At 67.5% G+C, this 20,048-nt stretch carries 21 protein-coding genes and 6 pseudogenes; 12 read left to right on the forward strand and 15 right to left on the reverse strand.

Annotated features, from left to right (window positions below; translation table 11 throughout):
- The first annotated feature begins 33 nt into the window (after positions 1–33).
- Together ACIBCU_RS22280 and ACIBCU_RS22285 are read left to right on the forward strand one after the other, a co-directional pair.
- On the forward strand, positions 34–651 hold the full coding sequence (locus ACIBCU_RS22280; protein WP_399233325.1) for a TetR/AcrR family transcriptional regulator: 618 nt from the start codon (positions 34–36) through the stop codon (positions 649–651).
- Positions 652–670: 19 nt separating this feature from the next.
- Entirely contained in the window at positions 671–1,027 is a 357-nt protein-coding gene (locus tag ACIBCU_RS22285; protein WP_399233327.1) for a hypothetical protein, read from the forward strand.
- A gap of 109 nt (positions 1,028–1,136) precedes the next feature.
- Here the strand turns inward: ACIBCU_RS22285 and ACIBCU_RS22290 are convergent, their stop codons facing one another.
- Complete coding sequence (locus ACIBCU_RS22290) at positions 1,137–1,898, reverse strand: hypothetical protein (RefSeq protein ID WP_399233329.1); 762 nt, start codon at positions 1,896–1,898, stop codon at positions 1,137–1,139.
- 97 nt (positions 1,899–1,995) lie between these two features.
- Entirely contained in the window at positions 1,996–2,706 is a 711-nt protein-coding gene (locus ACIBCU_RS22295) for a hypothetical protein (RefSeq protein ID WP_399233331.1), read from the reverse strand.
- A gap of 334 nt (positions 2,707–3,040) precedes the next feature.
- On the opposite strand from ACIBCU_RS22295, the gene ACIBCU_RS22300 reads away from it, so the two are divergent.
- Positions 3,041–3,541, forward strand: a complete 501-nt coding sequence (locus ACIBCU_RS22300; RefSeq protein WP_399233333.1) for a DUF6415 family natural product biosynthesis protein — start codon at positions 3,041–3,043, stop codon at positions 3,539–3,541.
- Complete coding sequence (locus ACIBCU_RS22305) at positions 3,538–4,287, forward strand: hypothetical protein (RefSeq protein ID WP_399233335.1); 750 nt, start codon at positions 3,538–3,540, stop codon at positions 4,285–4,287. The genes ACIBCU_RS22300 and ACIBCU_RS22305 overlap by 4 nt, the downstream gene beginning before the upstream one ends.
- Before the next feature lie 481 nt (positions 4,288–4,768).
- On the opposite strand, the gene ACIBCU_RS22310 is transcribed toward ACIBCU_RS22305, so the two are convergent.
- Positions 4,769–5,245 carry a MarR family winged helix-turn-helix transcriptional regulator gene (locus ACIBCU_RS22310; RefSeq protein ID WP_399233337.1) on the reverse strand — a complete coding sequence of 159 codons (477 nt, stop codon included), beginning with the start codon at positions 5,243–5,245 and terminating at the stop codon, positions 4,769–4,771.
- An 85-nt stretch (positions 5,246–5,330) separates the two neighbouring features.
- On the opposite strand from ACIBCU_RS22310, the gene ACIBCU_RS22315 reads away from it, so the two are divergent.
- Complete coding sequence (locus ACIBCU_RS22315; protein ID WP_399233340.1) at positions 5,331–6,224, forward strand: alpha/beta fold hydrolase; 894 nt, start codon at positions 5,331–5,333, stop codon at positions 6,222–6,224.
- Between the two features lie 64 nt (positions 6,225–6,288).
- A protein-coding gene (locus tag ACIBCU_RS22320; RefSeq protein WP_399233900.1) for an IS5 family transposase occupies positions 6,289–7,097 on the forward strand; the annotation gives its coding sequence in 2 pieces (ribosomal slippage) (positions 6,289–6,628 and positions 6,628–7,097; 810 coding nt in all).
- A 74-nt stretch (positions 7,098–7,171) separates the two neighbouring features.
- On the opposite strand, the gene ACIBCU_RS22325 is transcribed toward ACIBCU_RS22320, so the two are convergent.
- The 4 genes and pseudogenes from ACIBCU_RS22325 to ACIBCU_RS22340 all read right to left on the reverse strand — a co-directional run bounded on the left by ACIBCU_RS22325 (position 7,172) and on the right by ACIBCU_RS22340 (position 10,228).
- Entirely contained in the window at positions 7,172–7,498 is a 327-nt protein-coding gene (locus tag ACIBCU_RS22325; RefSeq protein ID WP_399233343.1) for a hypothetical protein, read from the reverse strand.
- A 355-nt stretch (positions 7,499–7,853) separates the two neighbouring features.
- Positions 7,854–8,254: pseudogene (locus ACIBCU_RS22330) on the reverse strand (transposase); the annotation flags it as partial.
- Positions 8,218–9,253 (reverse strand): annotated as a pseudogene (locus ACIBCU_RS22335) (IS30 family transposase); the annotation flags it as partial. The pseudogenes ACIBCU_RS22330 and ACIBCU_RS22335, both read right to left, overlap by 37 nt.
- A 531-nt stretch (positions 9,254–9,784) precedes the next feature.
- Positions 9,785–10,228 carry an FAD-binding protein gene (locus ACIBCU_RS22340; protein WP_399233345.1) on the reverse strand — a complete coding sequence of 148 codons (444 nt, stop codon included), beginning with the start codon at positions 10,226–10,228 and terminating at the stop codon, positions 9,785–9,787.
- A gap of 24 nt (positions 10,229–10,252) precedes the next feature.
- Here ACIBCU_RS22340 and ACIBCU_RS22345 point away from each other — a divergent pair.
- Together ACIBCU_RS22345 and ACIBCU_RS22350 are read left to right on the forward strand one after the other, a co-directional pair.
- Positions 10,253–10,596, forward strand: a pseudogene (locus ACIBCU_RS22345) (SDR family oxidoreductase); the annotation flags it as partial.
- Between the two features lie 217 nt (positions 10,597–10,813).
- Positions 10,814–11,305, forward strand: a pseudogene (locus ACIBCU_RS22350) (IS5 family transposase); the annotation flags it as partial.
- Positions 11,306–11,416: 111 nt separating this feature from the next.
- Here the strand turns inward: ACIBCU_RS22350 and ACIBCU_RS22355 are convergent.
- The 3 genes from ACIBCU_RS22355 to ACIBCU_RS22365 all read right to left on the reverse strand — a co-directional run bounded on the left by ACIBCU_RS22355 (position 11,417) and on the right by ACIBCU_RS22365 (position 14,316).
- Complete coding sequence (locus ACIBCU_RS22355) at positions 11,417–12,973, reverse strand: RICIN domain-containing protein (protein WP_399233348.1); 1,557 nt, start codon at positions 12,971–12,973, stop codon at positions 11,417–11,419.
- 401 nt (positions 12,974–13,374) lie between these two features.
- The gene (locus ACIBCU_RS22360) at positions 13,375–13,566 is read right to left on the reverse strand and encodes a hypothetical protein (RefSeq protein WP_399233351.1); all 192 of its coding nucleotides are present in this window, start codon (positions 13,564–13,566) and stop codon (positions 13,375–13,377) included.
- 177 nt (positions 13,567–13,743) lie between these two features.
- Positions 13,744–14,316 (reverse strand): TetR/AcrR family transcriptional regulator, encoded by a 573-nt coding sequence (locus tag ACIBCU_RS22365; RefSeq protein ID WP_362930200.1) that lies wholly within the window; start codon positions 14,314–14,316, stop codon positions 13,744–13,746.
- Positions 14,317–14,380: 64 nt separating this feature from the next.
- Here ACIBCU_RS22365 and ACIBCU_RS22370 point away from each other — a divergent pair, with 64 nt between their 5' ends.
- The 3 genes and pseudogenes from ACIBCU_RS22370 to ACIBCU_RS22380 all read left to right on the forward strand — a co-directional run bounded on the left by ACIBCU_RS22370 (position 14,381) and on the right by ACIBCU_RS22380 (position 16,761).
- Entirely contained in the window at positions 14,381–15,352 is a 972-nt protein-coding gene (locus ACIBCU_RS22370; protein WP_399233353.1) for an SDR family NAD(P)-dependent oxidoreductase, read from the forward strand.
- A 250-nt stretch (positions 15,353–15,602) separates the two neighbouring features.
- Positions 15,603–15,848, forward strand: a pseudogene (locus tag ACIBCU_RS22375) (transposase family protein); the annotation flags it as partial.
- Between the two features lie 187 nt (positions 15,849–16,035).
- Positions 16,036–16,761 (forward strand): transposase family protein, encoded by a 726-nt coding sequence (locus ACIBCU_RS22380; RefSeq protein ID WP_399233355.1) that lies wholly within the window; start codon positions 16,036–16,038, stop codon positions 16,759–16,761.
- Between the two features lie 48 nt (positions 16,762–16,809).
- Here the strand turns inward: ACIBCU_RS22380 and ACIBCU_RS22385 are convergent, their stop codons facing one another.
- From ACIBCU_RS22385 to ACIBCU_RS22405, 5 genes are all read right to left on the reverse strand, one after another.
- On the reverse strand, positions 16,810–17,178 hold the full coding sequence (locus tag ACIBCU_RS22385; RefSeq protein WP_362930194.1) for a VOC family protein: 369 nt from the start codon (positions 17,176–17,178) through the stop codon (positions 16,810–16,812).
- 382 nt (positions 17,179–17,560) lie between these two features.
- On the reverse strand, positions 17,561–17,872 hold the full coding sequence (locus ACIBCU_RS22390; protein WP_362930192.1) for a hypothetical protein: 312 nt from the start codon (positions 17,870–17,872) through the stop codon (positions 17,561–17,563).
- Entirely contained in the window at positions 17,869–18,000 is a 132-nt protein-coding gene (locus ACIBCU_RS22395; protein WP_399233358.1) for a hypothetical protein, read from the reverse strand. Before ACIBCU_RS22395 ends, ACIBCU_RS22390 begins: the two co-directional genes overlap by 4 nt.
- Position 18,001: 1 nt before the next feature.
- A complete protein-coding gene (locus ACIBCU_RS22400) occupies positions 18,002–18,211 on the reverse strand; it encodes a trypco2 family protein (RefSeq protein ID WP_399233359.1) in 210 nt (69 codons plus the stop codon).
- 284 nt (positions 18,212–18,495) lie between these two features.
- Positions 18,496–19,503, reverse strand: coding sequence for an SMI1/KNR4 family protein (locus ACIBCU_RS22405; protein WP_399233361.1), 1,008 nt, complete (start codon positions 19,501–19,503; stop codon positions 18,496–18,498).
- A gap of 169 nt (positions 19,504–19,672) precedes the next feature.
- Here ACIBCU_RS22405 and ACIBCU_RS22410 point away from each other — a divergent pair.
- Positions 19,673–19,960: pseudogene (locus ACIBCU_RS22410) on the forward strand (transposase family protein); the annotation flags it as partial.
- Between the last annotated feature and the right edge of the window lie 88 nt (positions 19,961–20,048).

Raw genomic sequence — 20,048 nt, forward strand, 5'->3', positions numbered from 1 at the left:
GGTCTCTTACTTATGGTCAAGGAGGTAGACCGAGTGACTGACGCAGCAAGTGGGGCGGGGAGTGAGCGGCCTGCTCGGGGGCAGCTCCGCTCGGCGCTAATCGCTGAGAGCTTCGTGCTGCTCTCCGAGACGGGGATGGCCGGCTTCTCCGTCGCCGAACTCGCACGCAGGCTCGGGGTGAGCACGGCCGCCCCGTACCGTCACTTTCCACACCGTGACGCGCTGCTCGCCGTCGTCGCGGCACAGTCCGCCGATGAGCTCACCAGGTCCATCGAGGCCGCCGCGCAGGCGGCCGGCCCCGACCCGATCGACCGGCTCGCGGCCACCGCGGGGGCATACGTGCGCCACGTGTCCGACCGCGGCGCCGGCCTCGACGTGATCTTCGCCCGGGAGCTGAGGCCGCTGCGCGACGCCGACGTGGCCCGGGCCGGCCGGGACCTGATGGCGCTGCTGCTCGACCTCGCCCGGCAAGCGGGCCACGCCGACCCTTCCCAAGCACTGCTCCTACTCGAACAGCTCTTCGCCCTAGCCCACGGCTACGTCACCCTGGACACGGAGGAATTCCTGACGCGCTCCCGCCTCTCCCCCGAGGATGTCGCCACCCGCGCCACGCGCGCGGCGACGGCGCTGCTGCGCGGCAACGTGACGTGAGCACCAGCCGGGAGCTTGGGTGATCACCATGCTGGTTCCCCCCGAACGCCTCAAGGAAGAGGTCGACGATACCGTCGACCACCACGCCTTCCAGCTGCAAAGCTGGCCCGCCTTGGCCGAGGTTGACACCCGGTGGCGCGGTTCGTTCGGCTACCTCACGGCGATCGTCGAGAAAGAGGGCGAGGACGTGCGCATCCCGCTGTGCCGCATCGAATACCTCGGCGACGACAACGCTCGGGGCTTCGCCATGTACTTGCGTGCCACCGACGCCTACACCGACGTTCGACACCGCCGCCCTCGCCCACCTCGCCGACTACCACCCGTAGCCAGATCCGGCACACTCAACCAGCAAAGGACCTGCGACGCGCTGCACTAGAGAACGCCGCGACCGCGTGCGGCGCGCCTTGCTCGACATCGCCCAGCCCGTTGAGCCGCGTGCTTACGAACTCGTCGGAAACTGACTGCTACTCGACTGGCCGAAGTGTTCAGTGTCGCTCGCGTGCCTCGGTGAGGGCTCGCTGCCTGAGGCTACCGCCGAACAACTGAATCGTCGTGGCGGCCAGGATGTCATCCCTGCCGATGGTCCGACTGTCCCCCCTGCGGGCGGGCAGGGCCCGGAGGGAATCCTTGAGGAACGGGGGTGGTGCCGGTTCGCCCGACATCACCAGGGTGCCCGTACCGAAACGTTTGACCCCGCCCTCGCGGACGACCATGGCCGCGTCGCGGGCGAGGTCCGTCAGGAGCACGCTCGCGATTCCGTCCAGGTCGCGGACCATCGCTGGGACGGCCGTCACCCCCTGGCTCCACAGCAGCTTCTTGACCCCGGCCTCGAACCTGTGGGCGCCGACCACAGCACTCGGTTTGCGCGACCCGCTGCGCTTACGAGAAGGCACGATGACACCCTCGGCGTCGTACAGGACACCGGTCAGGCCTTTGAACGTCGGGCTGTGGTCGTACCACTTGTCCCCCACCTCGAGCTCGACGTCCCGGTCGATCGCCGAGAGAAGGTCCCCGGGAATCAGCTTCTTCCGCGCCTCCTCCGCCGCGGCTCTCCTCGCGCCGTCGATGATCCCCGTCAGCACTGTCCGCGTCACCGACGCGGCGGCCCACGCGGCCGACCGAGAGACCTGCATCGGGGTCACGTCCCTGAACACCGCTTTGACGAGAGAAGGCTTGAACGGCGAGTCATCCATGACCGAGGCGGTCTCAGGACCGCTGCGCTCAGAGCGTATGGGCTGTGCGGTCATCGGAAGAAACGCTCCCTGCTGTCGGAGTTATCGGAGGCCCACACTTCACCACGCAGACCCGCTCTCTTCCCCCATCCTCCGTCGAAGCGGCATCCGGTCAAGGGCCTGACGGGCCCATCCCGACGGCCGGGACGATGATCAGCCACCTCGCGCACCCTTTCGTATCGTGGCACCTGAGGTTGCAGGCGATGCGGGTGAAGGCGAGCAGTAGTCCAGTCCAGCCATAGTTGTCGATCGACATCGTGGCTGTGCGGCGGCGTACTTCGGGCACAGGCCCAAAATCAGCGCCGCCGCCATCGCCATGGGCCAGCAAGGCTCCGGGTGCCGCCCTGCCGTCGCCAGCCGACGGAAGGAAGACGACAGCGCCCCGGCGCGACAGCGCAGCGGTGCTACGCCGCCTTGAGCGTGGCAACCCGGTCTTCAAGTGTTCGTCTCCGCGGGCGGACGAGATGGTCACGTGCTCGTCGAGGAAGGTTCCCCAGGTCTGGCAGGCGGCTTCGATATGGCGCATACGGAACTGTCGCTCGGCGATCACGCCCGTGCAGTGCAGGCGTCCTTGCCGCTCCAGCGGGGAGCGAGCAGCGTTCGAGCGGTGCAGGGAAGCGATCGAGGCTTCGTGGTCGCCCAGGTGCCAATGCACGTGAGCTTCGTGGAAGAAGTAGGCGGCCTGGTCGTATCCGCCGACGGCATCGCGTCGGTCGTCGGCGCGTGACAGTGCGCTCTCCGCCTCCTTGAGCCAGCCCAGGGCGGTGTGGCGGGCGTCGGTCATCGCCGCAGCGGCGGCCTGCTGGCCGCGCAGGAAAGCCACCAGGCGCGGGCCGGCGGAAGGGGCTGCCTCGGCGGCGGCCTCGGTCAGTTCCAGGCCCTTCTTGCCGTGGGCCCAGGTGCGTCGCCTGCAGGCTCATCCCGCGCAGGGTGCGGCAGTAGGTGAGGTCGTCCTCGGCGGCGCCGGCGAGGTCGAGGGCGCGGAGGTAGTACTTCTGACCCAGACCTTGCTGGTCCTCGTACATGGCCATCCACCCCGTGAGGTACACGAAGTCGGCGACGGCGGCCCGCATGTCGCGGGTGACCTTGTCCGTACCGCCGGCGCGGAGGTAAGGCCCGGCTGTGTTGACGAGGAAGGCCGCGGCCATCGGGCGGGCGTGCCCGGCCCCGACCTGGTCCAGGATGTCGGCGACCTTGTCGGTCATGGTACGGACGGTCTCCACGTCGGACCGGCCCACGTGCACCTCCGCCCGGCCGATACCGCCTCCAGACGCCCCGTCAGGTCCTCGTACCGCGGCACGGCCAGAACCGCGGCGTACATCCCGGTCTTCAGCACCCCATCGGCCGACGCCCTGCTCGACGACGTCGGGACGGCGCTCGATGACGTACCACCTGCCGAGGAGTACCAGCAAGAACTCGCTGAGCGCCTCCGTGGGCACCTCATGCGGCTCGTCGACTTCGCGATCGGTGGTGATGCCGATGTGAAGGACGCGACCGCGTTCGCCATGATCGAGCGCGCCCGCGACGTTCGCTCCGAGGCCATGCCAGGAGATCCACGGAGAGCCGTCGGTCACCTCCGTCGCATGGCCTGGACCGTGAACGAACTTCTCGAGCGACTGCTGGCGACCAGACAGCTCACGAAAGTGGACACGGCATGAGTCCGCACCGCGAACACCTCACCGAGACGCAGACGCAGACGCAGACGAGAGAGACGAACCGCCCTGTGCGCCCCACCACTCCCCCGGCCGTCGTTCCCTACGTCACGCAGCGAGTAGGAGAACAGGCAGCGCCGGACAACCTGGTCCTGTTGCCGTCCAGGAGCAGCCGCGGCCGCGGGCGCTACCGCCTGTTCTACGCGGACGAGGAGGCTCGCCTCGACCGCGACCTCCGGCAGGTTCTGTGGGCTCGGGTGTCGTTCAACCCGTACGACCAGCGGCAGCAGCCCACAGGGGAACCGGAGTGGAAGCTCATGCACCCCTTCCGGCAACGGATCACGATGGAGCGCATGCGCTGCCAGATCTGCGCTGCCTCGGCGGTCACCCCTCTGGGGAGCATCTTCCTCGCCGGCCCTGCTGACTACCGGAGCCACGAAGCGCCGCTCCTCACCAACCAGCCCCCTGTGTGCGCAAGGCATGTCGCAACCGCCGCCGCCCTCTGCCCATACCTCGGGGCAGCCCCCGTCGTGTTCCTGGCCACGAGCGCACCCGTGTACGGAGTCCTGGGCACGATATACGGCCCGGTCGACGGCAGGGTCGAGGTTCTGGCGCAGCCCAGGGAGCCCCTCCCCTACGGGCACCCGAACCTCCCCACTCTCCTTGCCTCGCAACTCGTTTGCCGCATGGCAAGATTCCGCGTCCTCACCGTGAGCCAGTTGATGCGGGACTTGGCCGAGCTTCCCGGATAGACCGCAGCTCGTCGGCTGCGGCCCTCCGACCGAGGCTCCCCCGTACGGCATTGCCGAGCTCCCCCTGACTCCGTGCTCGCCAAGGTTCCGCCGGCGCCCGGATCCGCCTGTACGACAGCGAACGGGTCGACGCCTACCGTGCCGGCAAACCCATTCCCCCGCTGCCGACCCAGGACGACGAACAGGACCTCCTGGACCACAGGGAGTGCGCTGACGCACTGGGTGTGTCGCGCGCTCGTGGGACAAGTACAAATCCCACCCACTCCTGACGAAGCACCTGCCCACAGTAGGCGGGGCGGAGCACTGGCCCCGCCACATCCTGAGCCAGTACAAGGCAGACCGACAGGGCAACGCCGCCACAGGAGGCCGACCGACCCGGGCCGGCGACCAGGTCCCCCGTGACCAACCGCTCGCCCGCATTTTTCGCTTGTCTGTTCGCTTGGAGCAGTTGAGCGGCGTGACGCGGGAGGCGCAGGAGGGCCTACTCCACATCCGGGTCGCGCGCGATCCAGCCCGGTGAATCGAGCCGGATCGCACTGTCCCCAACGAGCGATCGCAGTGTCTCCTCGAGTACTGAGAGCGACGCTGCACCCACCTGTTTCTCCCACTGCTCACGCAGCTCGTCGAAGATCGCTTCGCCCTGTTGCAACATTGCGAGTCCGTGCTCGGTGACGCGAAGTCGCGTCCGTCGACGGTCGGCTGAATCAGGTTGGCGCGCTACGTAATTGCGTTCCTCCAGTGCGGTGATTGTCTTCGCGGCTGCTTGTCTCGTCACCGACATTCTGCGGGCGAGTTCGGAAGCGCTGTCGGCGCCGGACAAAATCGAGTGGAGGGCAAAGTCGTGCACCGGCCGGACGTCCTCGTATCCGCGCTCGGCAAGCTCGGCGGTGGCTCGATCCGCCAAAGTGCGGAAGCCGGCGAGCAGGAGCAGGGCGAGATCGGCGCCTGATCTGGACATGCAGCCAGCATACGGCCACCTTTGACAAGGGCAACCTGGTTGCCTACCTTGGTTGGCAACCAGGTTGCCTATTTGGGAGCTTCTCGTGACCACAACCACGCCCTCCGGCGCGACCCTTCCCGGCGTCACGCATCACCTCGCCGACGTCAACGGAACGCAACTGCACTACGTCTCCGCCGGGACCAACGGCTCTCCGATCCTGCTGGTGCACGGCTGGCCGGAGACTTGGTGGGCGTTCCGCAAGCTGATTCCGCTGCTCGCGCAGACTCACCGGGTCTTCGCCCTCGACCTCCGCGGGTTCGGCGACTCCAGCAACGCCGACACCGAGTACGGCGAGGCGGTCGCAGCCGAGGACCTACACCATCTCGTCGAGCACATCGGCGCGGGTCCCGTTCACATCCTTTGCCAGGACATCAGCGGCGGCACAGGCTTCCGCTTCGCGGCAACGCGCCCCGAGGACGTCATCAGCTTCATCGGAATCGAGACGGCCCTGGCCGGTTTCGGATTCGAGGCTCTTGCCGACGTGAACAACCACGGTTCTTGGCACGTCGGATTCCTCGGCGCTCCGGGCATACCCGGAATGCTCCTTCCGGGCCATGAGCGCGAGCTCCTGACCGACTGGGCCTTCCCGCTGATGAACGGGACGGAGGGTTCCATTGGCGAAAGCGACGTCGATGAGTTCGTTCGAAGCTACGCGCGCCCGAACGCCTGGCGAGGTACGGAGGGTCTTTACCGAGGCCTTTTCTCCGACGAAGGCGCAACCAAGGCTCTGGCCGAGTCGCACCCGATCGCCGTCCCGGTACTCACCGTTGAGGGTGCCGGCCATGGAAGGATCACCGAGATGACCTTCCGTCAGGTGACCGTCGGCGAAGTCACCGCGGTGCATCTTGAGGGGGTCGGCCACCTCATCGCGCAGGAAGCTCCCGAAGCACTCGCGGTCACAATCCTGGAGTTCACTGGAAGAATCGACAATAACTGATCGTTTCAAAATGAGTTGAGCCTTGGCCCTTGCGCTCGGCGATCTTGGTAGGCAGGGTGTCCGGGTGCGCGCTGATCTTGTTCCGGATGACCTGTGGGAGCGGGTCGCTCCGCTGCTGCCGCCCGCTCCCGAACGCCGCCGCCACCACCCCGGTCGATTGCGTGTTCCGGACCGGGCTGCCCTCGCGGGCATCATGTACGTGCTGCGGACCGGCGTCGCCTGGCGCGATGTTCCGGCCGAGACTGTGGGCTGCTCCGGGGTGACGGCCTGGCGCCGGCTGCGGGACTGGACCGAGGCTGGCGTCTGGTCGCGTCTGCATGCCGCCCTGCTGACAGAACTACGCCGCGCTGACCTTCTGGGCCTGGACGACTGCGCCGTGGACGGGTCGCATGTCCGGGCCCTGAAAGGGGGGATCACGTCGGCCCTTCGCCCGTCGACCGTGCCCGTCTCGGCTCCAAGCACCATCTGATCGTCGACCGCCACGGCACACCGCTCGCTGTCACGCTCACCGGTGGGAACCGACATGATGTCACCCAAATGCTGCCGCTGCTGGACGCAGTCCCAGCAATTCAGGGTCTGCGAGGACGCCCCCGCCGCAAGCCCCGGCGCCTGTATGCCGATCGGGGCTACGACTTCGACAAGTACCGCCGCCTGCTGTGGAAGCGCGGCATCAAGCCGATGATCGCCCGACGCGGCGTCGCACACGGCTCCGGGCTGGGCAAGGTGCGCTGGGTCGTCGAGCGCGCCTTCGCCTGGCTGCACCAGTTCAAGCGGCTCCGCATTCGCTACGAACGACGCGCGGATCTACACCAGGGACTACTCGAACTGGCTTGCAGCCTCATATGCCTTCGCCGCCTCCAAACTTCCTTCTGAATGATCAGCATGGGGCGACAGCCGGAGTCGGTGTAGGGGGTGCCAAGTCGGGTTCCTGCCCTTGGGGGCTGAGCTCAGGTGAGGTCGAAGGTGACGTTCACGGAGCCGCTCCAGTCCGGTGCCTCCATGAGCGTGAGGGTTCCATCTTCTGCCTCGACGACTCGCACCGTGATCCCGCCGCGATCCTCGCCGGGAAGCGCAATGGAGAAGTGGGGATCCATCTCCATGAGGAAGTCCCAGCCCTCGCGCTGGGTCGTGTCGAGAGCGTTGGCGTGCCGACCGGTTGCCCGCCACTTGCCGGCCGCGTCGACAGTGACGGTGATGTCGACGTCGTACATCTCAAGGCATGTCGAGTGATTGGCCCACCATTCGAGGCGGGCCTGACTCACGAATCGATCCATGAGCACACTATGCACGGTGCCTAGACCGGACGGGCGAGTCGGTGCGGCGCCGACCGGCGTGGTCAGGCCGCGAGACAGAGCTACGTGGGCAGGCCGGACGGGTCCTTGCCTCAACCGGAAGTGCCTCATGTGCCTTCGCCGCCTCCGGACCTCATTTTGAAACCATCAGTAAGTAGGCCTGAGCACCATCGGGGTTTGGTCACGGCACCTGCCAGCCGCGAGAGCTGCTGACTGAATGCCTCTGAACGTCGGAGCCGGGTGGGACCGCATCAGCAATCGCTCGAGCCCTACCGGTCCGGGCTTCGCGGTTGTCGGGATGGGTTCTGGCAGGGCAGCCGCGCTTGGCGCGGGCCGGGGTGCGTGTGATTCGGCGGGTCATGAGGGTGATGGCGGCCCAGGTGATGAGCGTTTCGGAGTGCTGGACGAGGCGTTCGTAGTCGCGTGCGTGCCGGCGGGCGTGCATCATCCAGGCCCATGTTCGTTCGACGACCCAGCGGCGGGTAGCACGATGAACCCGGAGGTGTCCTTGGGACGGCTCACGGTTTTGATCGTGAGGCTGAGGTACTTCTTTGCCCAGGTCACGATCTTTCCGGCGTAGGCGGAGTCGGCCCAGACGATGGTGATCTCGGGGTGCATCAGGCGGAGGCGGAAGAGGAGTTCCTTGGCGGCATCGCGGTCGGTGACCGAGGCAGGGGTGACCATGACGAGCAGGGGCAGCCCGCGGGTGTCGACCACCAGGTGCCGTTTGCGGCCACGGCCGCCCTGACGCTCTGGGAGTCGTCCAGGTCCTCGCGCGCGTGGACGGACAGGTCGGTTCCCTTGGGGAAGGACTGCCGCAGCAGGCCGTTGGTGTTCTCGTTCGAGCCGCGCTGCCAGGGACTGGCTGGGTTGCAGAAGTAGACCGGGACGTCGGTGGCAACGGTGAACGCGCGGTGGGCCGCCATCTCTGAGCCCTGGTCCCAGATGAGGGATCGCCGCAAGTGCGGCGGGAGCGTCTGCACGGATCTCGACGAGGGCGTTCCTGGTGGCGGCCGCGGTGTGGCCGAGGGGCAGGTGAAGCAGCATCACGTAGCGGGTGGAGCGTTCCACCAGCGTGCCGATCGCCGACTTGCCGTCCTTGCCGATGATCAGGTCGCCTTCCCAGTGCCCGGGCACGGCGCGGTCGGCGGCTTCGGCAGGCCGGTCGCTGATCATGACCCAGAGCGTGGCAGATCTGCCCGGGGCTCCACCGCATCGTCAGATGGTGCTGGACGAAGTCCCGCAGCTCGGGGTTCTGGCCGATCTTGCCGGGCTTGGGGCGAGGTTGCGCTGATCGGCTCGGCGCTGGGTGGCGTGCGGACGGTAGTACCATCTGCCGCCGGGCAGGACGGTCCGGTTGCGGCGGATCTCCCGGCTGACGGTGGAAGGGCTGCGACCGAGCTCGGCCGCGATCGCGCGGACCGTGGCCTTCTCCCTCAACCGGTCGGCTATGTGAATCCGGTCTGCCTCGCCCAGATACCTGGACGGCCCGTCCAGGGGCGTCCCCGAAGGTTTCGGTGACGCCCCTGACGGGTCGATCGGCAGTGCCGCGACGGTGCCGCCGGACGCGGTACGCCCGTTGCGCCACCGCTTGCCCGTCCGCACGTTGATGCCCACGATCCGGGCTGCCTCTGCGTACCCCACACCTTGATCCACCAGCTGAAGGTAGACCCGGCGCTCTTCCGTCAGAGCACGGATCCCGCGGTTGACCGAGCGGTCCCGGACCTTGAATTCCATCGCATCCCCTGAGCTGGGGTGTTGCGGCGATCACTAGAACTCAAGGATGAGACGGGGCCGCGCTCCTTCCGGCGCATGAGGAATCGCTGATCGCGCTGATCGAACCCGACATCGAGGCCTGCCAGATCTGCAACCCGCAGACCGGCTTGGGCTGAGAAGCCCTGGACGCCCATGAGCTGAGGACCACCCCCGCGAACGGACGCGGGAAGCACGATGAAACGGGCTCAGTGGTCGATACCGAGTCGGTACCATCCCCGCGGGTGCGGGAAGCACTCTTGCTGAACTGCGAGTTTGTCACTTGAGATAGCCATTCCGCGCAACTTTCACCGAATGAGAAAAAACACTCCTTCCGGCCGGCTAGATCCAAACCCGGCTCGCATACCCCATGAAGCATCACGACCTCACCCAGTGCTCGACAACGGCGGGCAACTGCCCGGGGTCGTCGGCGCCAGGCGCCTCTCGGTCGCGTGCGCACGGGGAAGCGTCCGGTGCCACCCGGCCGAGTAACCGCCGTCGCGGTCACCCCGGACCTCACGTGGACGCAGTGGCGGCGAGGTGTCCGCCGACGGCGAAGCCACGAGTGACTGCCGAGCCCAGGGTGGCGCCGCCGCCTGGATAGGCGTCGTGGAAGACGGTCGCCGAGCAGTTCCCGGCCGCGTACAGCCCGTCGATCGGCTCCCCGTGGCCGTTCAGGACACGCCCGTCGAGGTCGGTGCGCAGGCCGCCCGCGGTGCCGAGCACGCCGGCGTGGACGGGCACAGCGTAGAAGGGGGCTTTCTCCACTGGTGCCAGGCACGGGTTGGGGGTGTTGACCGGGTCGCCCAGGTGCCGGTCCTGCTCGCTGGCACCGCGCCCGAACTCGGTGTCGACGCCGGTACGGGCGTCAGCATTGAAGCGCCGGAGCGTGCGACGCAGGCCGGCCGGGTCGATGCCGCAGGCGCGAGCGAGGCCGGCGACGGTGTCTGACGAGACCATCCATTCCTCGGGAACCCCGGGAGTGGAACAATCGTCACCCTGGCCAGCATCGCGGCCAAGGACGGCAACCCCACGCAGAGCGCCTACTCCGCGTCGAAGGCGGCTGTCGTCGCGCTCACGAAGTCCCTCGGCAAGGAATTGGCCACGACCGGCGTACTGGTCAAGCCGTCGCGCCCGCGGCCGTCAGCACACCGATGAACGCGCACACCGACCCGGCGGTGCTCGCCCGCTCCCAGTCCCTGACACCTATGGGCCGCTTCGGCCGGGCGGAAGAGATCGCCGAACTGATCGGGTGGCTCTGCTCGGAGCAGGTCAGTTTCTCCACGGGCGCGGTCTACGACGCCAGCGGAGGCCGGGCGACGTACTGATCCGCCAGCGGCCCGGTGGCGGGGTGGGCGTTGGTGCTGCCGCCGTGGACGGGTCGGCTTGAAGGGAACGGCTGGGGGCGGGTTGTTGACGTGGGAACCCAAGAGGTTGCGCGACAGCCCCAGCGTGGGGAGCTTGGCGGTGGAGCCATCCCCGCGGGTGCGGGGAGACATGAGACGACCCATCGACGCACGCGGCTGGGAGGGGTCATCCTCGCGGATGCGGGGAGCACGAGCTGCCCTCCGTGGTGTGCAGGACGATCACGGGACCATCCCCGCGGGTGCGGGAAGCACTCTTTCTGATGATCAGTGGCCAGTGTTGTGCCCGTCGCTGCCGGTCGCGGTGTTGGGCAGGCCGTCGGTGAGCCGGCGGAAGCTAATCGATGGGATCCGCTGGCGGGTTCGGAACGGAGCCCCGTGGCGGGATCTGCCGGCGGAGTACGGTCCGTGGCAGACGGTCTACGGGCTCTTCCGCCGCTGGCAACGCGATGGGGTCTGGTCGGTACTGACCAGACTGCAAGCGCGGGCGGACGCAGTCGGGCTGATCACCTGGGAGGTGAACGTCGACTCCACGATCTGCCGGGCACATCAGCACGCGGCCGGTGCCCGGCGGGACGGCCAAGCACAGAAGGAACCGCCGGGCGGCCACCAGAGCGAACCTGACGATCACGGCTTGGGCAGGTCCCGCGGCGGCTGGGCCACGAAGATTCACCTGGCCTGTGAGCCAGGTGATCGAGTCGCCCAGCGGCCGGACACGCAGGGGGTGCCGGAGGCGACGGCGGGGGCAGCAGGCCCTGGCCCGGTTCACGGGTGGTCATGTCCCTCACCATCTCGTCGGCAGGCTGCTGAGGAACGGGGCAAGCCGGTCGGCGATCACCCGGTCGTCGTGAGCCGAGGTGTGCCGGTCACATCCGAGGAAGTCCAGGCCCGACTGATCGAGGAACCAGTAGTGGACCCCGCTGTCGCCGGCGTCGTTGCGCGCCTCGACCACCTGCCGCACATGCTCGGCGTTTCCGTCGAAGCCGACGGCCACGAGGGTGGTGCCGGCACCGTAACGCGTCCGCAGTTTCCGGAGGAACTCGCCGTAGGCGGTGCGGTAGGCGGCCGCGAGGCTGTCGGGCGTCCACGGTTCACCGGGGGTGAGGTCGGAGAAGTCGTTGGCGCCGAGGTTGACCACCACGATCTGGGGGCGCCACGTCCCCGGGTTCTGCCAGACGTCGCCGTCCACGTTCAGCAGGGCGCGGTCGTAGTAGGTCCGGTACGTGACGTCCGGGCAGATGCCGGCGACGTTGCGCACCATACCGAGGCCGGAGAAGCCGTTGATCTGGTAATCGGCGTCCAGCTGCTGGGCGGTGAGGGCGCCGTGGCTCACGTCGCTGTTGGTGTTCCGCTTGACCTGCTCCGGATTGCAGTCGCTGGTGCCCGACACATTGCCGTAGCCCACCGTGAGGGAGTCCCCGATGAACTCGATCTGGCGGGCCCGGGGCGCCGGCTTGCTCAGTACGGCGCCCCCGGGCGCGGCGACGAAGCCTCCGAACGTGCTGGTGTCCCCCGGGGTGTCGTTGCGTTTGACGACCCGGACCGTGTGCTCGCCGTCGCGCAGGCCGTTGATCCAGTGCGTGGTGTCGCCGGGTGTGACCAGGGTGGCGACGGTGGCCCCGTCGACCTGGACGTCGTAGTCGGCGGCCGCGCAGTCGAGTACCACCCCGAGGCCGGTCCCGCGGAAGCGGCCCTCGAAGTACACCCCGGGCCAGCTGAACTGCAACGTCTTCCCCAGGTCCTTGACCCGCCCTGCGGTGTGCACCTGCTCCGAGACGCTCTTCACGGGGACCAGTTGCCACTGCTGGTTGGCGCCGCCCCAGTCGGTGAACTGCACAACCTTGGCACCGTCCGTGGCGGCAGCGTTCCGGACCTCGACGGCCTTGCCGCTGTTGCGGTTGATCAGACGGACGTAACCGTCCGCCGAGTCCTCCAGCCGGAACTGCTGGTTCGAGCCGTTGGTGTCGCCCCACTGCACGATGTCCGCGTGGTCGGCGCCGGACCAGCCGTGGACATCGAGCACCTTGCCCGAGTGCTGGGCCTTCAGTCGGTAGTAGCCGTCGCCCGAGTCGACGAACTGGAACCGCTGATGGGCACCGCCGTTGCGGGTCCACTGCTGAACGGCGGTTCCCTCAGCAGTACTTGCGCCGGATATGTCCAGCGCCTTGCCGCTGCCCTGGTTGATCAGCTCATACCAGGAGCCCGCGTCCACCGTGGCCGCTTGCGCGGTCTCGGTCCCGCCCAGCCCTGCCGACGGAGCCGCCGGCAGGGTCGTCACCGCGGCAAGCGCCGCCGGGCGCCTCCCGCACCCCGGCTTCGGGTTCCTGTCTCTGAAAGTCATCTGCGTGCCATCTCTCCGGCCCTGTTGCGCATCGGTGGGTCACGGCTGAACGTCCGACATTCCACCCCTGAATGTCAACCAATTTGAAGGGATGAAATAGATCAACAGGCACCCGGCTTGCGCGACTTGATGAACCATGCACGTATCTGCACACATCAAACATTGCATGTCTCACGCAGTTTGAAGCCTGGGCAGGCACCCGGCGGCGCAGTTATGAATATCCCATCACTAGCACGCACCACCGACCGACGGATGTCATCGAGCCGCGACATCGGGCCGTACCGCCCCCACCCTCACTGATCGATGTGCATCGTGAAGTTGCAGGTCACGGGTCTGGTGTGAACGGCTCTCGGGGCGTGCTCGTGCCGATCGGGGCGGGAGGCCGTCGTGGAGATCATCGGTCAGCGGTCCACTTCCTGGTCGGTGAGGACGAGCAGAGCCCCGACCGGTGAGGCGCGGGTCGGTGCGGACTTGGCCAGCACGCGCCAGTTCTCCAGGTGCGCGAAGCGGCGCTCGACCGGGGCGCGGACGGCGGCCAGCCCCCAGGGCTGATGCGTTCTCAGCCGACGAGACTGGCTGATCGCCTGCGCCATCACCCCTGTTGGGTCGACGTTTTGAAGTGGGCCGAACAGGGGGCGACGCCTGGCGGGTTGGCCTACGTTCCGGGTGCCGGAGGATCGTCGAGTGGCGGGGTATCGGTGCCATTTCTGGCCGGCCGTGCGGACCTGGCTGTTCGGCCGGGGTCTCTCCCGCGGCTTCGGTAAGCGTCTTCAGCGCGCCAGGAGATCGATAGCGACCTCCAGTCGTTCGAGGTAGAACTCCCGTGATGCGGCCTGGTGCTTTAGGCCGGTCGATGCACTGATCATCGTCTGGGCGACTTGGCGGGCCGCCGCTTGTCCTGCCTCGACCGCGATCGCGTCTGTGATCAGTTGCTCGAAACGTCGCGGCGTGGTCTCGACGATCTCCCCCAGGAGGCCAGGGTTGTCCTCGATGACCACCGCCACATCGCGCGTCAACGGGCCGATATAGCGGCCCGCCCACTGGTCGAACGCATCGAGGAGGCGCTCCGCAAGGGGGCGGCCGGTGTCGGCCAGGACGTGTTCGACCGCTGTGATGTCGCGCTCCAATGCCTGGGTGACGGCGGCGCGGAACAGGCTCTCCTTCGAGGAGAAGAGGAAGTACAGCCCGGGCCGGGAGATGTCCGCCGCCCGCGCCACCTCCTCCATCGAGGTCTTCCGGTAACCGAATCGCGCGAACGTGACCATGGCGGAGTCCAGAACCATGGTCCGACGGCCGGTGTCGGCGACTGTCGACGGCGGGTGGCCGGCATCGGGACTGTTCATAGGACCGAGCATACGAGCAAGAGTCATACTATACAAGTTGAGACTAGTGCGTATAGTCGCCCCCATGACTACCCGCAAACCCATCTCCACGCCCTTCACCGCCTCCAGCACTGCGGACGAGGTATTGCGGGGCGTCGATCTCACCGGCGTCCACGCGATCGTGACGGGCGCTTCTTCCGGTATCGGGATCGAGACTGCTCGCGCGTTGACCGCTGCTGGGGCGGAGGTGACGCTCGCTGTCCGGAACACGACGGCGGGGGACGCCGTCGCTGAGACGATTGAGAAGTCGACCAGAGGTATACGGCCCCGCGTCGTCCGGCTCGACCTTGCCGACAGGACCACCGTCACGCGATTCGTTGACGCGTGGGGCGGCCCGCTGCACCTGCTGATCAACAACGCGGGCGTGGTCACTGGCGGCCTCGAACGCACACGTCAGGGCTGGGAGCTGCAATTCGCGACGAACCATCTTGGCCACTTCGCCCTGGCCACCGGTCTTCATGGCGCCCTGGCCCGGGGAGCGGCCGACCGCGACGGAGCACGGATCGTCTCGGTCAGTTCGACGGCGCACATGCGTGCCGGCATCGACTTCGACGACCTCCACTTCGAGCGTCGCAGCTACGATCCGCAGATTGCCTACGCCCAGTCGAAGACGGCGAACTCTCTATTCGCCGTCGAGGCAAGTCGCCTCTGGGCGTCCGACGGCATCACTGCCAATGCGGTGAACCCCGGCGGTGTCGCGACGGGACTGCAGCGGAACTTCACAACGCAACAGAAGGAGTCGCTCGACGCGGCCGAAGCCGCCGGAGTCTTCACATACAAAACGGTCGAGCAGGGGGCTGCCACCAGCATCGTCGCGGCCGTCGCCTCGGAGTTCGCGCACTCCGGAGGCCACTACCTCGACGATTCACAAGAGGCCTACACCGTGACGAACGACGCCGACCTCGCGCAGCACCCGCACGGTGTCAAGGAATGGGCGCTCGATCCCGCCACCGCCAAGCGCCTCTGGACGGTCTCGACCGACCTGCTCCACGCCTGACCTTTCGACGCCACAGCAAGCGGCACCGCCGCCTTCCTTGTTGGTCACCGCATCGACCCACAAGGCCGATAGCACGTGGCCTGCGAAGACGGCCACGTCCGATGCGCAGAGCCATTGGCCAGCCTTTGATCACGAACAGAGGTCGCGTTCGCGTGCCGTCCCCCTGGCCCGTGTCCTGCAGCGCCACTGCGCAGGCACTGATCCCGCCTTCCCAAAACCGGAACTGTCACAGCTCGCCTGCCTGGCGGACGTGTTGGGCCAACTACCCGATCCCCGCCGTATCCGGGGCCGCCGCTACCGCCTGGGCTCCCTGCTCGCGCTGTGCCTGGTCGCCATCCTCGGCGGAGCCACGTCCCTGGCTGCCATCGCCCGCTTCGCCGCCGATACCGACTCCGACCTGCGCGAACAACTCGGACTGACCTCCAGCACACCCAACGCCTCCACACGGGGACGACTCCTCGCCCGTCTGGACGGCGACGCGCTCGACGACGCTGTGGGCACTTGGCTCGCCCGGTATGCCGCCGACCCGGTCGACGAGGCCGATGGCACGCTGGTCGGCCTGGCCGTGGACGGCAAGACGGTGCGCGGATCCCGCACCGACGGCGCAGCCGTCCACCTGCTCGCCGCCGCGCTCCACGCCTGCCAGACCGTGATTGCCCAGCGCCAGGTCGCCGCGAAGAGCAATGACTGGTTCGCGCTGGCGGTCGCTGCCGCCGGGGAAGATCGCGGTGATCGTCCTGGCCGTGCTCCGCCACGATCAGCGCCGGGCCGACATGGCCGACGGCAACAACTTCGGCGAGTCCACCGTCCGCCGCCGGCGCGACGAGATGATCCACCTGCTCGCCGCCCGCGCTCCGCGCCTGGACCGGGCACTGAGGAAGATCGCGAAGCGGGGCGGGGAAGTCGTCCTGGTCGACGGCACCCTCATCGCCACCCAGCGCCGCACTGGCCGCGACCACCGAAAACACTATTCCGGCAAGCACCACCGTCACGGCCTGCACTCCCTCGCCCTGGCCGACGAGAGGGGCCGCCTGATCTGGATCTCCGCCGCGCGGCCCGGCCGCACCCACGACGCCACCGCCGCCCGGCACGACCTCGTCGAACATCTCAAGGCGGCCGGCCTCGGCGCGCTCGCCGACCTGGGCTTCCTCGGCGTGGACAAGGCCGACGACCCCGATGACCTGGTCATCGTGACCGGTTTCAAGGCCACCCGCTACCGCAAGCTCACCCCCGGGCAGAAGGCGGCGAACCGGGTTCTGGCCGCCGCACGCGCGCCTGTCGAGCGCGGGTTCGCCAACCTGAAGAACTGGCGGATCCTTACCAAGCTCCGCACTGACCCCGCCTGCGCCACCCACCTGCTTCGCGCGCTGCTCGTACTGACGAACATCGAGGCCACTACAGGAAATTGATCTCTACCACAGGCGACCTGCGACCAGCACAAGCGCCCCGGAGCAGCGTCACTGAGCTGGGATCGGCTGGGTGAGGTTCACCGGGTTGCCGTCGGGGTCCTGGATGTGGGCGACGCGCTGTCCCCACGGCATGTTCCTGGGGCCGCTGCGGACCGAGCCGCCCAGCGCTGTCACCCGGCCGAGCGTCTCGTCGACGTCGTCGACACCGATGCTGAGCAGGATCCGCGGTGCCGCCCCGGTCCCCGGGTTCGTCTTGGCCACCAGCCCGAGGTCGGTGTCGCCGATGCGCAAGCCGAGGTAGAAGGCCGGGCCTTCCGCCGGGATCCGGAAGATCTCCTCGGCGCCGAACAATTTCGTGTAGAAGCCGGCCAGGATGTCCTGGTCGGCAGTGATGATCACTGGCTGGATGGTGGACATGGCACTCCTGCCGAGAACGGTCGTGTCGCTGGGTAGACCGTTCGAGGACGGTGAACTCATCGGCAAAACCACCCCGCCGGACGATCCACACCCCAGACTGCCGCCCACGACCAGCACGAGCACCCCGAAACGGGGTCACGCCACCCCTGTTGACCGGCCACTTCAAGATGGCGCAGCCACATTGTCAGGGCTGTTCTCGGTCAGCATGGGGGCAGGCTACGGGATTGCCAGACGATGCGCTGGTCTCGTGTACGAGGCGCGGAAAGCCGGAGGTTAAGTGGAGGTGCCTGACTCGCCTCGTCTCCAGCCGGCCCTGACGCAGATGCCTCCTTGGCTTCCGGGGACCGATCCTCGGTCCGCGGCGCATGGGGCTGTTGTGTCCTCAGCCGCCGGGGGCTGCCGGGTAGGCGTACTCGATGTATTGCAGACGCGCCAAGCCTGCTACGAGAAAAATCAGCGGCGGTACCAGCCACCAACGGCTGAGGGATCGCCGCAACACAGGGAACAGAGTGAGCAGCCCTGTGAGAACGCCGAGCACGATCAGCAGCCCGGACGCGAACCCGATTCCCGTCAGGGTGCTGTCGTCCCAGGCTTCTTGCGGCTGAATCATCAGTGCACCGTAGGCGATGTAGGCGTTGAGCACGTTCGCGAGAATAAGGAGCACACCCCACGGCCCTCGCAGCGCGCCGGTCACTTCAGAGCACTCCTTGCTTCGTCCAGGTTCTTGTCGAAGCCGCGGCCGTAGGCCTGGGCGCTCTCATCCTGCCAGTAGGGGCCGCCGTTGTAGTGGGCGGCAAGTTCCTGCCGCTGTTCACGGGGCATTTCATCCGCCGGTACGTCGGCGAAGCGAGACCACGAACGCCTTGACCCCTCCGCCGGCCGACGCGGTGTGCCGCAGCTCGATGCCCAGATCCAGTACGACCTCCTTGACCGTGAACCGGACCGGTGACCCGTCCCCGTCCTGCTGCGCGGCCGCTAGTCCCCCACGCACCGCTTTGATCGCCTCGGACAATTCGGTGGGCTCCAACTCCATGCTTCCCCCTTGATCGCTTCTGTGCGGAGAGCCAGTCTGCCGGGCAGTCAGCGTTTTTCATCCTCGGTCTGGCCGGGGCAGATGCAAGTAAGGACGGCCTGAACCAGGGTGGTGATGCGGATGATGGAACACCTCAGCTCCCGCAACTCGACCAATGCGGCGCTGAATCATTGGTCGTCAGCGGCTGGTTCTGCGTCGTAGGGCTCGAATTCGATGTAGTCGAGGGGGTCCTCGTCGCGGCGTCCGAGCGGGGGCAGGCCCTCGGTCGCGAACCGGCCGCGCAGTCATTCCAGCAGGGTTTTGGTGAGGTCGGGGTTGAGCGGTGGGCCTTGGTCGGCATGGCGCGGTACAACGATCAATGGCCAGTCGTCCGGCGTGGCACCTTCGGTCAGCCAGCACAGTTGGTCGCCGTCGATGGAGTCGGCGAAGGGTAGGAATCCCCCGGGCTCGGGATAGACAGCCAGGGGATGATACTCAGGGAACTCGGCTCGCTGCCCCTGGTAGGTCTCCGCGTACCACTCGGCCCACGGTGCGAGCGCGTATTGGTCCTCGCCGAAAGGGATGTTGAAGCGCAGCCAGCCGCACCAGGAGCCGGCCCCGTACCGTTCCATCAGTTGTATGTACTCGCCGGGCAGGCGTGTACCCAGCCGTTCGTACAGCCAGTCCCAGTTGTGCTTACCGAGCGCGGGTGTCTCCGGCGGCGGGATGAGTGCGATCAAAGTCTCCAGCCCGCTGCCTGTGGTGAGCGCCGCCCGCTGCTGAGTGGTTGGCTCCGGTCGCCGAGGCGGCGGTGTCCACAGGGTGTGCTCCAGGTCGGTTTGCATGCCACTTCGGGTGGCCACGGGGCGCATGCCGTCGGCCACGAGACAGGCCAGCGTCGGCACGAGCGGGGTCGCGAAGCGCCGCCAGGGGTCGCGGCCGGCGTTCTCGTCGTCCTGACAGTGCATGACGACCGGCCACCGGTCGGGGTCGTCGGATGCTGTGGTGTCCCAGTAGAGGGTATCGGCGGTACGGGTGGCTCCGAAGGGAAGGACGCCGGGGGCGTCACGCCGAGTCTGCTGGACCCAGGCCCCATAGTCGAACCAACCGCGGTTGACGCATGGCATGTGAAACCAGAGCCAGGCGCCAATGTCGAGTGGGCCGTACGCGGCGGCGATGGCCTTGTAGTCGGCGGGCAGGCTCGTCCCCAACCAGGACTCGACTGCCGCCCAGTCGACAGGTACGGCGTAGTCGGCCGGCGGATCGCCGAAGATCTTGGCGAAGGCGTTAACGTGCGGATCTGAAGCATTCACGGGTCTATAGACCTTTACCGGGAGCGACCGGGTGTTGACCGGGAGGGCTGGGAAGCACATGAGCTTTTCCCAACCTGCGGCAACGACAGGGTGGTTGGGCTGGCAATGTGGTGAAGCCCCTGGTAGACGGGTTTTCGACCAAGAGAACCGTCTCCACCAGAGGCTTCGCATGCTTGTCTACCCGTCGGGCGTCGACGTGTCCAGTTCTGCCCTAAGTTCTGCCCTACGCTTCCTGTCCACCCGTCTGCGGCAGCACCGTCGTGCGATCGGCTCCCACTGGCGGCGTCTGAGCGCTGGCCGGCAGGCCCTGCTCACGCTCGCCCACCTGAGGGTGGGACCCACGTATGCCCAGCTCGCGGCCGGGTTCGGTGTCGGGATCACGACCGCCTACCGGTATGTCACCGAGGCTGTCGCACTCCTGGCCGCCCTCGCGCCCGCCCTGACCGACGCGATACGGGATGGGGGAGATCCGTGCTCGCGCTCTTGGCAGGCGGCTTCTGTGTTCTTGATCGCCTGACGGGGCGGGCGGGGCAGTTCGCTGGTTT

Source organism: Streptomyces sp. NPDC051064, from assembly GCF_044455985.1.
GTDB lineage: Bacteria > Actinomycetota > Actinomycetes > Streptomycetales > Streptomycetaceae > Streptomyces.